Raw genomic sequence first — 12,238 nt, 5'->3', positions numbered from 1 at the left:
ACAATGTGTACATCTATATACATTGCTCAAGAAAAGGCTGCGAACCATGCATTCCGCGAAGCTCAAGACACTGTTGGCATCCCTCGCACTGGCAGCGGCAGGCGCTGCCTCGGCGCAAACCCAGCTGCTCAATGTCTCCTATGACGTGGCGCGCGAGTTCTACAAGGATTACAACGCTGCCTTCATCGCCCATTACAAGAAGACCAAGGGCGTGGACATCAAGGTGGACCAGTCGCATGGCGGCTCCAGTGCCCAGGCGCGTGCCGTCAACGACGGGCTGGCTGCCGATGTGGTGACTTTCAACACGACGACCGATGTGGATTTCCTGGCCCAGAACGGCGTGGTCGCCAAGGACTGGAACAAGAAGTTCCCGCACGATGCATCGCCCACCACATCGACCATGCTGTTTCTGGTGCGCAACGGTAATCCCAAGAACATCAAGGACTGGTCCGATCTGGTGCGTCCCGACGTGAAGGTTGTGGTGGTCAACCCCAAGACTGGCGGCAATGGCCGTTATGCCTATCTGGCCGCCTGGGGCTCGGTGCGTGAAAAGGGCGGCACTGACGCGCAAGCCGCCGAATTCGTGCAGAAGCTCTACAAGAACGTGCCCGTGCTCGGCAAGGGCGGCCGCGACGCGACCAGCATCTTCCTGCAGCGCAACATCGGCGATGTGCTCATCACCTTTGAATCCGAAGTCGTCTCCGTGGACCGTGAGTTCGGCCAGGGCAAGGTCGACGCGGTCTACCCCTCGGTGAGCATCGTGGCCGAGAACCCCGTGGCCGTGGTCGAGCGGACCGTGGCCAAGAAGGGAACGACCCAGCTGGCCACGGACTATCTGCAGTGGCTGTACTCCGACGAAGCACAGGAAATCGCTGCCAAGCATGCGATACGCCCTCGCTCCGAAGCGGTGTTGAAGAAGCATGCCGACCAGTTCAAGCCCATCAAGCAGTTCACCGTGGCCAAGTACTTCGGCTCTCTGAGCGAAGCGCAGAAGGTGCACTTCAACGATGGCGGCCAGTTCGACAAGCTGTATACCCCCGGCAAATAACCGACTTCTTCCGAGTCGCCTTGCGGCTGCCCCCTCTCTCGCTGCGCGGGAGCAGGGCAACATCCTCGCTGTCGGTCGGCCCTTGCTCCGCGTTTTTTGAGCTGGGTCGTGCCTGATTGACCGTCAGCGAGATCTTCCCCCCGTTCTGTCTCTGAATATGTCCTCTGCTGTCCTAGCCCCCCGCAAGGCGCGTAGTGCCAAGCGAGTGTTGCCCGGTTTCGGGCTGACGCTGGGCTACACCATTTTCTATCTGAGCATCATCGTGCTCATCCCCCTGGTCGCCCTGCTGTTCAAGAGCTTCTCATTGACCTGGGAGCAGTTCTGGTCCGCGGTTGCTGCACCCGCCGTGGTCGCTTCCTACGAACTGTCCTTCACCATGTCCTTTGTCGCTGCGGCGGTGAATGTGGTGTTCGGCATGCTGATTGCCTGGGTGCTAGTGCGCTACCAGTTCCCCGGCAAGAAGGTGGTGGATGCCCTGGTCGATCTGCCGTTTGCGCTGCCTACGGCCGTTGCCGGTATCGCACTGTCTGCCCTGTATGCGGGCAACGGCTGGATCGGACAGTACTTCGAGTCGCTGGGCATTCAGATGGCCTACAACCCCAAGGGCATCGCCATTGCGCTGATCTTCATCGGTCTGCCTTTTGTGGTGCGTACCGTGCAACCGGTGCTGGAGGACTTCGAGAAGGAGCTGGAGGAGGCGGCGACCAGTCTGGGGGCTTCGCGCTGGCAGATTTTCTACAAGGTCATCCTGCCCCATATCGGCCCCGCACTGCTGACCGGTTTCGCCATGGCCTTTGCGCGCGCCGTGGGTGAATATGGCTCGGTGATCTTCATTGCCGGCAACATTCCCATGGTCTCGGAAATCACTCCGCTGATCATCATGGCCAAGCTGGATCAACACGATGTGGCAGGCGCCACGGCCGTTGCCGTGGTGATGCTGCTGATCTCTTTTGTATTGCTGCTGCTGATCAACGCACTGCAGGCATGGCAGCGCAAGGCGCAGGGGGGCCGCTGAGATGTCTTCGATCCATGCAGCGATTCAGGCGCTGTTTCCCAATCTGCTGCCCATCTGGGCGCATCTGTTCACCGTCGTCGGCATTGCGCTTGTGGTTCTGGTCGCGCTGTACAAGATCACGGCTCCGCCCCAGGCCGCCAGGCTGGAGAAGATGACCACGACCGAGCCACGATGGGTGCGCTGGGTCCTGACCTCGGTGGCCTTGCTTTTCATGCTGGTCTTCCTGATCCTGCCGCTGCTTTCCGTGTTTGGCGAAGCACTGCGCAAGGGCTGGGAGGTCTATGTCACGGCGCTGGGTGAGCCCGATGCGATCTCTTCCATCAAGCTCACGCTGTTGACGGCGCTGATTGCCGTGCCCCTGAACCTGGTCTTCGGCGTGGCAGCCGCGTGGTGCATTGCCAAGTATGAGTTCAAGGGCAAGGCCTTTTTGACGACCTTGATCGATCTGCCGTTCTCCATCTCGCCCGTGGTTGCGGGTCTGATGTACGTGCTGGTGTTCGGCGCCAATGGCTGGCTGGGGCCCTGGCTGGCCCAGCATCAGATCCAGGTCATCTTTGCCGTGCCAGGCATTGTGCTGGCCACGGTGTTCGTGACCTTCCCTTTCATCGCCCGCGAACTGATCCCGCTGATGCAGGCCCAGGGCAGCGACGAGGAGCAGGCCGCCATCGTGCTAGGTGCCTCGGGCTGGCAGACCTTCTGGAATGTCACTCTTCCCAATATCAAATGGGGTCTGGTCTATGGCGTGATCCTGTGCAATGCCCGTGCCATGGGTGAGTTCGGTGCCGTGTCCGTGGTCTCCGGCCATATCCGGGGCCAGACCAACACCATGCCCTTGCACGTGGAAGTGCTGTATGCCGACTACCAGGCGGCGGCCGCCTTCGCCGTGGCATCCCTGCTGGCGCTGCTGGCCTTGGTGACCCTGGTGATCAAGTCCTTCGCCGAGTGGCGTGCCGAGCAGCAGGCCAGGGCCGCAGCCGAAGCACCGCCCGAGCGCCCAGGCCAGATCAGCCTCGCAAAGAACAAAACCGCCAAGGCAGCCTGAGCTGCCCGGATCAGAACAAGAGATTCATCATGAGTATCGAAATTCGTAATGTCAGCAAGCAGTTTGGCGATTTTCAGGCCCTGCGCGATGTGAGTCTGGATATCAAGTCCGGCGAGCTGATCGCCTTGCTGGGCCCCTCGGGCTGCGGCAAGACCACGCTGCTGCGCATCATCGCGGGTCTGGAAACAGCCGATGTGGGGAGCATTCACTTCAGCGGCGAAGACACCACCGATGTCCACGTGCGCGATCGCAACGTGGGCTTTGTGTTCCAGCACTATGCGCTGTTCCGCCATATGACCGTGTTCGAGAACGTGGCGTTCGGCCTGCGTGTCAAGCCGCGCAAGGAACGGCCCAGCGAGGCCGTCATCAAGGAAAAGGTCATGAAGCTGCTCAAGCTGGTGCAGCTGGACTGGATTGCCGAGCGCTATCCTTCGCAGCTCTCGGGCGGCCAGCGTCAGCGTATCGCGCTGGCCCGCGCCCTGGCCGTCGAGCCCAAGGTGCTGCTGCTGGACGAGCCTTTTGGTGCGCTGGATGCCAAGGTGCGCAAGGAACTGCGGCGCTGGCTGCGTCAGTTGCACGACGAGTTGCATGTGACCTCCATCTTCGTGACGCATGACCAGGAAGAGGCCCTGGAAGTGGCGGATCGTGTGGTGGTCATCAACCAGGGCAAGATCGAGCAGGAGGGCACGCCCCAGCAGGTCTGGGACAATCCGGCCACGCCGTTTGTCTATGGCTTCCTGGGCGACGTGAATCTGTTCAAGGGCCGTGCCAGCGATGGCCGGGTCTATCTGGACGAGGGCATGCAGCTCGACAGCAGCGACGCGCGGGGTGCTCAGGACAGCCAGGCTTTTGCCTATGTGCGCCCCCATGATCTGGAAGTGGAGCGCTACTCTCCGGGCCAGAACCTCGATGCCCAGGGGCGCCCCACAGGCATCGTGGCCCAGCTTTCGCGCGCCATTGTGGTGGGCCCCATCGCAAGGCTGGAACTTATTCCCTCAGAGACTACACCAAACGCCAGCCATGCCGGTGAGGACGGGCTGATCGAAGCCCAGATTCCCGCACAGCAATTCAAGGACATGGGCCTGCGCGAGGGTGAAACCCTGGTGGTGACGCCGCGCCGGGCCAAGGTGTTCCTCGATGAGGCCGCCGGGATCTGACACCCTCTGAGGCGCTATGCGCCTTCCCCCTCTCGCTTTGCGGCAGGGGGACGACACCTTCGATGCGCGACGGCGCTGCGTCGGTGTTTGCTGCGATAGGAACGGTGCAGGTACAGTGGGCGTTATCCTTGGCTCAGGCATGACCCGTAAACTTCGCAGAAAGAGAATGATGCTTCAATGGTTTGAAACCGCGCCTCGGCGCATCCTGGCGCTGATCAGCGTCGCCTGTGTGGCCATGCTGGCGTTTGGACTTTACCTGCAGCATGTGGTGGGGCTAGAGCCTTGCCCCATGTGCATCGTGCAGCGCTATGCACTGGTTCTGGTCGCTGTATTCACAGGCCTGGCAAGCTTGAGAGGCCAAAGAGGCTGGTGGATGAGCTTCGGTGTTCTGGCGCTGCTGACCAGCGGCTTCGGTGCGTTCGTGGCAGCACGCCAGAGCTGGCTGCAGTGGTATCCCCCCGAGTTTGCGACCTGCGGCCGTGACTTCTACGGAATGATCGAGCACTACTCCTTCAGCCGCTCCATTCCCATGATCTTCCAGGGCTCGGGCGACTGTGCCGCGATTGACTGGACTTTGCTGGGCGGCTCCATTGCCAATTGGTCGTTTGTCTGCTTTGTGGTGTTTTTCGTGACGTTGGCGGTGCTGCTGTTCCAGGGCGCTAGGCGCTGACGCTTGTTGACGGCAATGAAGCAAAAACCCCGGCAAGCGAAAGCTGCCGGGGTTTTTTGATTCAGGTCAAATGCTGGCTGCCGCTGTCATTCAAGCGTTCGCAGCCATGGCTGCAGGCATCAGAGGCTTTCCACGCGCTCGCCCACAAAAGTCGGTCCCTTGCTGCCCGGAACCCAGCCCGGATAGGTTTCCATGACTTCGGCGAACAGGGCCGAGTCAATCCAGCGCTGCAGCCAGTGCTGCAGGTGTGGCCAGGGTTGCTCGTTCCACTGTGCTTCGTCGATGCGTGCGTACTGCCTTACAAAGGGGCGCAGTGCCATATCGGCCAGGCTGGGGTTGAGGCCGAACAGATAGCCGGTTTCCTCCAGCTGATCGTTGAGGGCCGACAGCCAGGTCAGCGCATCGGCCTGGGCCTGGTTCACGGCCTCCGCGTCGTGCCGCTCGGGGTATTTGCAGCGGTCCAGAGCCTGCTTGAAGAAGCCGTCATTGCGCTCGATCAGGGACAGCATGTCCTCCAGGGCGCCATGCGTGGGTTGCAGCCAGCCATCGGGGTCGTTGCCGCGCAGCGCATGCAGCATCACCTCCAGGCTCTGATCGATGACTTTTCCATCCTGCAGCACGAGGACGGGCACCGTGCCCTTGGGCGATGCGTCGAGCAGTGCCTGCGGCTTGTTGCGCAGATTGATTTCACGCAGTTCGCAGGCTAGGCCCGCATGGGCCAGCGCCAGACGGGCGCGAATGGCATAGGGGCAGCGGCGGAAGGAGTACAGGACGGGCAGGGTGGCGGCAGCAGTCAAGGCAGGTGTCTGATGAGATGAATAAAACCAAAGCGCTGTGGCGCTTGCTGGGCGTGTACTGTACCCGTTGCCCTGAAGCCATGCAGACCTGTGCGGCTTAGATGCTGCAGCGGGCTTCTGGATTGATCGCCTGGAGCGCCTTGCCTGGAATGGTCCGAGCGATTTCACCGTCCAGGCGAGGGCTTCATTCCGCTTGCAGCTGGGTCATCAGCCATTGCCTGAAGGTCTGCAGGGCGGCGCTGGCCTGACGTGACTTGAGATAGGTCAGCCAGTAGGCACCCGTATCGACCTCGTGGACAAAAGGGCGTACCAGCCGCCCCTGCTGCAGCATGTGCTCGAACATGCGCGCGGGCAGCAAGGCAATGCCTGCGCCCTGGGCTGCCGCCTCGGCCAGTGTCAGCGAAGAGTCGAACATGGCTCCGCGTGCCAGCGGGGCGCTCTGGTCCAGGCCGGCAAACCAGCCTTCCCACTCCTGCATGCGATAGGAGCGCAGCAGGGTCTGCCGTGCCAGATCGGCGGGTTCGCGCAGCTGCTGTGCCAGCATGGGGGTGCACATGGGAGAGAGCGGGGCGCGCAGCAGCATCTGTGCGTGGGTGCCATGCCAGGCACCGTCGCCAAAGCGCACGGCGGCGTCCAGTCCTTCGCCGGCCAGATCCACGCGGTTGTTGTTGGTCAGCAGCCGCAGGTCGATGTAGGGATGCAACTGCTGGAACTGGCTCAGCCTGGGAATGAGCCAGCCAATGGCAAAAGTGCCGACCACGCCCACGGTCAGAATTTCGCGTGGCCGGGGTTCTGCCACCTGCTGCAGCGATTGCTCTATGCGCTCGAAGCTCTGCGCCACCACGGGCCACAGGGCCCGGCCTTCGTCGGTCAGGGCCAGACCGCGCGGCAGGCGGCGAAACAAGGGCTTGCCCAGGCGTTCCTCGAGATTGCGGATGTGCTGGCTGACGGCGGCCTGCGTCACGTGCAGCTCCTGTGCGGCGCGGGTCAGGCTCAGATGGCGTGCCGCCGCGTCAAACATGCGCAAGGCGTTCAGTGGGAGCTGCATAGGGGGATCAAGATAAAAGTTTTTCTAATGGGTGGCGTCAATTATTACTGCTGGTTTGGACAAATCTACCGATTTATGCTGCACACCATGGCAGTTAACCAAAAGAGGATCTTATGCAACGACGCAGCATGCTGACAACAGGACTGGCCGTGGGTCTGGGGGCCTGGGGACTGAGCGGCTGTGCTTTTATCTCCAGGCAGCAGGCTGCGGCGGCGAAAACATTGGGCGAGGAACTTGCGGCGCTGGAAGTCCAGGCACAAGGGCGCCTCGGCCTGCATGTGCTGGATACCGTCAGCGGTGCCGAGGCAGGCTGGCGCAGCGAAGAGCGCTTTCCCATGTGCAGCACCTTCAAGACCCTGCTGGCCGCGCGTGTGCTGTATCTGGCGCAAAAAGACGAGATTCGCCTGTGGCGCAAGCTTTACTATGCGCCGTCCGAGGTCGTGGCCTGGTCGCCGGTTTCCGAAAAACGGGCCGGCGCCGACGGCGGAATGACGGTGCAGCAGCTGTGCGAAGCGATGGTGCTGGTGAGCGACAACACGGCAGCCAACGTGTTGCTGGATGCCAGTGGCGGGCCGGCAGCGCTGACGCAATGGCTGCGCGAACTGGGTGATGGCACGACGAGGCTTGACCGCAATGAACCGTCGCTGAACTCCGCTTTGCCCGGCGATGAACGCGATACCACGACGCCACAGGCCATGGTGCAAAGCCTGCAGAAGCTACTGCTGGGCGATGTGCTGGAAGGCTATGCCCGTGCCCTGCTGCAGCAATGGCTGGTGGACAGCCGCACCGGCGACAGGCGCGTGCGCGCCGGAATGCCCGGCGACTGGAAGGCGGGCGGCAAGACCGGCAGCGGCGAGCGGGGCACGGCCTGCGACACCCTCATCGTCTGGCCGACCGAGCAATCGGCCCCGCTTCTGGTGACGGCCTATCTGACCGGCAGTGCCCTCGACGGAGCGGGGCGTGAGGCCGTGATGGCCAGGGCTGGCGAAGCGATCAAGCGCTGGTATTACGCGATCTGAAGCATCGGCAGGCGCGTCGGTTGTGGGCGAGGATCCCGCATGCCTTCGGGTCGAGGCCAAACCTTGTCGCAAGAAGCTGATGGTCCATCCGATGGAGGCCCGTCATGCGCACCGGGGCCTCGTTTCTGCGGCCCTGGCTATACCCCTCGGCGTGAAAGCTGCAGGGACAGGATCCGCTTGCGTCTGAACCCGGGGCATGAGAACGATCGGTGACCCGCCTGCGTTGGTTGCGCCTGGCGGCAGGCCGGCCCAGGGCCCATGCGAGGAGGTTTCGGGATACGCAATCAATGAGATTGATTCTCATTTTCTGATAGAGTCTGCGCTTTTCCGCTTCGTCGCTGCATGCCTCGCAAGAGGTCGAGGTGTCCCCGTGGTTGCGCACTATTACGCAGAACTCGTCAGTTTCTTTGCCCGCTCGCTCAATAGCCGGGATGCGGCCGCCGACGTGGTGCAGGAAAGCTATGCCCGCGTCTTTGCCATGCAGTCGCAAGATCTTGCAGTACGGGACTTGCGGGCACTGTTGTTTCGCACCGGCAAGAACATCGTGATCGACGATGCACGACGGCGCGCCGCGGAAGCCCGCATGCTGCAGACCCTGGCCGTGGTGGGGGTCGACGACGCGCCATCGGCCGAGCGTCAGGTGCAGGCGCGACAGCAACTGGCGGTGCTCGCCCGCCGTTTGCAGGCCATGCCGCGCAAGCGTCGCGAGGTGTTTGTGCTGGTGCGCATCTATGGTTTCAGCCATGCCGAGGCTGCTGCGCACATGCATATCAGCGAAGCCGCCATCGAAAAGCATGTGGTGCGTGCCGTGTGCGATTGCATGGGGCTCAAGTCATGACGGTGGAGACGCCCGGGCGCAAGCGGCTGGAATACGCCTTGTTGCTGATTGCTCGCCAGCATGGTGCCAGTCCCGAAACGGCCCAGGCCGCGACCCGCGCGCTGGCCCGCTGGCGTGCCAGCGAACCCGCCAACGAACTGGCCGCCCGGGCTGCCCTGGCGGGCTGGGCGCAGACCGACGGCAGTGCCCTGCAGTGTGAGGTGCCCTTGCCCGCGACTCATTCGGCGCGCCTGCAACAGAACCGCCGACGTGCACTGTCGGTGCTCGGGCTGGCCGGTGTGTCAGGCCTGGCAGGCCTGCTCGGCCGCTGGCACTGGATGCAGCCGCTGGAGCAGATGTCGCTGCATACCGGCCATGGACAGCACCTGAGCCGTCAACTGTCCGACGGCAGCCAGCTCGATCTGGCGCCGGGCACCAATGCCTCGGTGGAGTTCCACCGACAGCGGCGCAGGATCCATTTGCGGCAGGGAGAAATCCGGCTCGATGTGGCGCGTGATGCAGAGCGTCCGCTCGAGGTGTACTCAGCCTTGGGCCGGGTGCGTGTGCTGGGCACGGTTTTCTCCGTGGCCCTGCGGCCTGCCGGCCTGCAGGTCAGCGTGGCCCGGGGCCGTGTGGCCGTATGGCAGCAAGCCCGTATGGCGGATCAGCACCCCGATGCCGTGCTGGGGCCGGGCCAGGGCCTGCGCATCGATGCAGGCGGCGCGCTTGCGCGCTACTCGCTCGATGTCTCGGAGGTAGGGGCCTGGCGCGAAGGCTGGCTGGTGTTCGACCACACGCCGTTGTCCGAAGTCGTGGCACGGTGGAATGACTATCTCGCCCGGCCACTGGTACTGAACGGAGGCCCCTCTTTGCACTCCCTCAGGCTGACCGGCAGCTTCAAGCTTCACGAGCCTGCCGTTTTCATCGCCAGCCTGCCGCGCTCACTGCCGGTGCGTGTGCAGTCGTTGCCCGATGGCAGAGTCTCGATCCGTCGGCGCTGAAGACAGGCAAGGCCGGCTGAAAATTTTTGTCCGGGAAACGCCATTTCATCCGTCTTCACTGTGAAAGCACTTTGACAAGCCATTCACAGGATGTATCGGATGAAAACAAATCACTCTCATGGATCTTCTGATCAGGAGGAGAGTACGGGGACGGTTCCGCATTGCGGCAGCCTGGGCAGCATGGCACTGACCATTGCCATGCGCTGTCTGGTCTGGTCTGCCCTTGCGGTGCTACCGATGGCCCATGCCCAGAACGCCGGCAGTCAGGCCGCCATGACCACCTCGCGCAATCTGAGCCTGTCCGCCCAGCCTCTGGGGCAGGCGTTGAATGCACTGGCCCGAACCTGGGGAGTGTCTGTTTCGGTCGACGCTGCCTTGGTGGAAGGCCGCACGGCACCGGCGCTGCAAGGCGTTCAGACCTTGAACGAGGCGCTGGCCAAATCGCTTGCGGGTAGCGGGCTGGAGGCCGTCTCGATGGGGGCAGTCGTCCAGATACGGCCGAAAGCACAGGCCGCGGTGACCCTTGGCGAAGTGACGGTGACCGCTCAGGGCGAACTGAACCCGATGACCGAGGGCACGGGCTCATACACCACCCGGCAGATCAGCATCGGCAAGACGGAGCTGTCGATTCGCGAGACTCCCCAGTCTGTCAGCGTCATCACCCGCCAGCAGATGGACGACAAGAACCTCCACTCCCTGGACGAGGTCCTGGCGCAGGCGACGGGCGTGACAAAAACGCAGCGTAATTTTGGTGATCACAAGTTCGCCATTCGCGGCTTCGTGCTGGACAACGACAACTACCTGGTCGATGGCGTGCCGGGCACGGTCTACTCCTCGGTAGGATGGCTTCCCCTGGATACGGCGATCTACGACCGCGTGGAGGTTCTCCGCGGTGCGGCAGGGCTGCAGGTTGGTGCGGCGGATCCCAGCGGGGCTGTCAACCTGGTACGTAAACGCCCGCGTACGGAAAGGCACCTGGAGCTGGCGCTCAGTGCGGGTTCCTGGGGCAATCTGCGCACGGAAGTCGATGCCGGGGGGCCGCTGAACCAGGAGGGTTCGGTGCGCGGACGGGTGGTGGCGGCCTATCAGGATCGCGGCTACTTCTACGACGTTTCCAGGTCGCGGGCTCCGATGCTCTACGGGGTCGTCGAAGCGGATCTGGGCCGCGACACTACGCTGGCCATCGGTGCGCGTCGTCAGGAAAAGGCCATCGACGGCTTCTGGCTGTTCGGTCTGCCTCGCTACTCCGATGGAGGGGCGCTGGACCTATCACGCACGACATCACTGGTGCAGAACTGGAATCGCCAGAAGGGTTCGGTGACCGAGCTGTTTTCCGATGTGGAGCATCGTTTGCAGGGGGACTGGCGCGTCAAGCTTTCGCTGAATCGCACCGAGGGCCAGCTGGACCAGAAGGCTGCCATTGCGCGCGGTGCGGTAGACCGCCATACGGGCATCGGTTCGCGTTTCTACACTCTGTACTTCAAGGACACGCATATCGTCAGCCATGGGCTGGACGTGAATGCCTCCGGAAGCTTCGAAGCCTTCGGTCGCAGGCATCAGATGCTGATGGGGGCCAATGGTTCGCGTCAGCGGGTGGTGGACCAATCGGCAGGCCTGGGTGACGGCTCGGCGATTGATATTTCGAACCCGGATCACGGCGCCATACCCGAGCCGGTGCGTCCTGAGTGGGAGAGCCAGGGCCGCTCACGCGACGAAAAGTACGGCATCTATGTGAGCGCGCGTCTGCAACTGAGCGATCCTTTGCACCTGAGCCTGGGCGGACGGCTGAGCTGGCTGAAGTACAACGCCTTTGACAGCCTCAGTGGCCAGGTGTCGGGCAATTATCGCCAAAGCAGGGAGCTGACGCCGTATGCGGGCCTGGTCTATGACCTGAACAGGCAGTGGTCTGCCTATATCAGCTATGCCGACAGCTTCCAGCCGCAAAGCGCCTATCTGACCGCATCCGGCACACCTCTGAGTCCTGCAGTCGGAGCCAACTATGAGGCCGGACTCAAAGGGGAGCTTCATGGTGGGCGATTGAATGTGTCCGCCGCCGTGTTCGGCATCCGCAAGAAAGGTCTCGCGGTGCCGGATGCTGCGCACGCAGGTCTGTGTCCCAGCTCTCTGGCATCGCCGGACTGCTATCGCAGCGGCGGCAATCTGCGAAGCAAGGGCTTTGAGCTGGAGGCCAGTGGGGAGTTGCTTCCCGGCTGGCAGGTCGCGGCGGGCTATACCTTTGTGCGCAGCCACGACGACGAAGGAAAAAGCATCAGCGCGGAGACTCCGCGCCATCTGCTGCGTGCATCGACCACCTACCGGTTGCCGGGCGAGTGGAGTGCCTGGACCCTTGGCGGCGCCGTTGCAGCGCAAAGCGGCTATTCCTACTTTGCCGATGACGACACCTCGGTGCGCATGGGGGAAGGAGGGCGTGTCGTGCTCGACTTGCGCGCTGTCTATCGCATCGACAGAAACTGGACGGTATCGGTCACTGTTGCCAACGTCGCCGACAAAAAATACTACGCCATGCTAGGGCAGCTGCGCCGCGGAAACTACTTTGGTGAACCGCGCTCGGTCTTGCTGGCCGTGCGTGGTGCTTTCTGAGCAGGCTGGCATGAGAGGCAAGT

11 protein-coding genes are annotated in these 12,238 nt (G+C 62.7%); 9 read left to right on the top strand and 2 right to left on the bottom strand.

From position 1 onward, the window contains the following. Positions 1-46 precede the first annotated feature (46 nt). From E2583_RS01530 to E2583_RS01510, 5 genes are all read left to right on the top strand, one after another. Positions 47-1,048, top strand: a complete 1,002-nt coding sequence (locus tag E2583_RS01530) for a sulfate ABC transporter substrate-binding protein (protein ID WP_291592530.1) — start codon at positions 47-49, stop codon at positions 1,046-1,048. Between the two features lie 157 nt (positions 1,049-1,205). After that, positions 1,206-2,063, top strand: coding sequence for a sulfate ABC transporter permease subunit CysT (cysT, locus tag E2583_RS01525; RefSeq protein ID WP_291592528.1), 858 nt, complete (start codon positions 1,206-1,208; stop codon positions 2,061-2,063). 1 nt (position 2,064) lies between these two features. Then, positions 2,065-3,105 carry a sulfate ABC transporter permease subunit CysW gene (cysW, locus tag E2583_RS01520; RefSeq protein ID WP_291592526.1) on the top strand — a complete coding sequence of 347 codons (1,041 nt, stop codon included), beginning with the start codon at positions 2,065-2,067 and terminating at the stop codon, positions 3,103-3,105. 29 nt (positions 3,106-3,134) lie between these two features. Beyond that, positions 3,135-4,262 carry a sulfate ABC transporter ATP-binding protein gene (locus E2583_RS01515; protein ID WP_003055644.1) on the top strand — a complete coding sequence of 376 codons (1,128 nt, stop codon included), beginning with the start codon at positions 3,135-3,137 and terminating at the stop codon, positions 4,260-4,262. A 166-nt stretch (positions 4,263-4,428) separates the two neighbouring features. Then, positions 4,429-4,932, top strand: coding sequence for a disulfide bond formation protein B (locus E2583_RS01510; protein WP_291592509.1), 504 nt, complete (start codon positions 4,429-4,431; stop codon positions 4,930-4,932). A gap of 119 nt (positions 4,933-5,051) precedes the next feature. Here E2583_RS01510 and E2583_RS01505 read toward each other — a convergent pair whose 3' ends face one another. Next, positions 5,052-5,729, bottom strand: coding sequence for a glutathione S-transferase (locus tag E2583_RS01505; RefSeq protein ID WP_291592507.1), 678 nt, complete (start codon positions 5,727-5,729; stop codon positions 5,052-5,054). 184 nt (positions 5,730-5,913) lie between these two features. Next, the gene (locus E2583_RS01500) at positions 5,914-6,777 is read right to left on the bottom strand and encodes a LysR family transcriptional regulator (protein ID WP_291592505.1); all 864 of its coding nucleotides are present in this window, start codon (positions 6,775-6,777) and stop codon (positions 5,914-5,916) included. Positions 6,778-6,890: 113 nt separating this feature from the next. On the opposite strand from E2583_RS01500, the gene bla reads away from it, so the two are divergent. The 4 genes from bla (at position 6,891) to E2583_RS01480 (ending at position 12,215) form a co-directional block, all read left to right on the top strand. Then, complete coding sequence (gene bla, locus E2583_RS01495; RefSeq protein ID WP_291592503.1) at positions 6,891-7,796, top strand: class A beta-lactamase; 906 nt, start codon at positions 6,891-6,893, stop codon at positions 7,794-7,796. A 370-nt stretch (positions 7,797-8,166) separates the two neighbouring features. Further along, positions 8,167-8,634: a sigma-70 family RNA polymerase sigma factor gene (locus E2583_RS01490; protein WP_291592501.1), complete on the top strand. Its 468-nt coding sequence runs from the start codon at positions 8,167-8,169 to the stop codon at positions 8,632-8,634. Then, on the top strand, positions 8,631-9,614 hold the full coding sequence (locus E2583_RS01485) for a FecR family protein (RefSeq protein ID WP_291592499.1): 984 nt from the start codon (positions 8,631-8,633) through the stop codon (positions 9,612-9,614). Before E2583_RS01490 ends, E2583_RS01485 begins: the two co-directional genes overlap by 4 nt. Positions 9,615-9,713: 99 nt before the next feature. Further along, positions 9,714-12,215: a TonB-dependent receptor gene (locus E2583_RS01480; RefSeq protein WP_291592497.1), complete on the top strand. Its 2,502-nt coding sequence runs from the start codon at positions 9,714-9,716 to the stop codon at positions 12,213-12,215. Positions 12,216-12,238 lie beyond the last annotated feature (23 nt).

It is taken from the genome of Comamonas sp., from assembly GCF_009360615.1.
Lineage (GTDB): Bacteria > Pseudomonadota > Gammaproteobacteria > Burkholderiales > Burkholderiaceae_C > Comamonas.
This window is presented reverse-complemented; position numbering and strand designations above follow the sequence as displayed.

Coding starts and splice junctions, on each gene's coding strand:
- cysW (WP_291592526.1), top strand. CDS start 2,065: ATGTCTTCGATCCATGCAGCGATTCAGGCGCTGTTTCCCAATCTGCTG.
- E2583_RS01510 (WP_291592509.1), top strand. CDS start 4,429: ATGATGCTTCAATGGTTTGAAACCGCGCCTCGGCGCATCCTGGCGCTG.
- cysT (WP_291592528.1), top strand. CDS start 1,206: ATGTCCTCTGCTGTCCTAGCCCCCCGCAAGGCGCGTAGTGCCAAGCGA.
- E2583_RS01530 (WP_291592530.1), top strand. CDS start 47: ATGCATTCCGCGAAGCTCAAGACACTGTTGGCATCCCTCGCACTGGCA.
- E2583_RS01485 (WP_291592499.1), top strand. CDS start 8,631: ATGACGGTGGAGACGCCCGGGCGCAAGCGGCTGGAATACGCCTTGTTG.
- E2583_RS01500 (WP_291592505.1), bottom strand. CDS start 6,777: ATGCAGCTCCCACTGAACGCCTTGCGCATGTTTGACGCGGCGGCACGC.
- bla (WP_291592503.1), top strand. CDS start 6,891: ATGCAACGACGCAGCATGCTGACAACAGGACTGGCCGTGGGTCTGGGG.
- E2583_RS01480 (WP_291592497.1), top strand. CDS start 9,714: ATGAAAACAAATCACTCTCATGGATCTTCTGATCAGGAGGAGAGTACG.
- E2583_RS01515 (WP_003055644.1), top strand. CDS start 3,135: ATGAGTATCGAAATTCGTAATGTCAGCAAGCAGTTTGGCGATTTTCAG.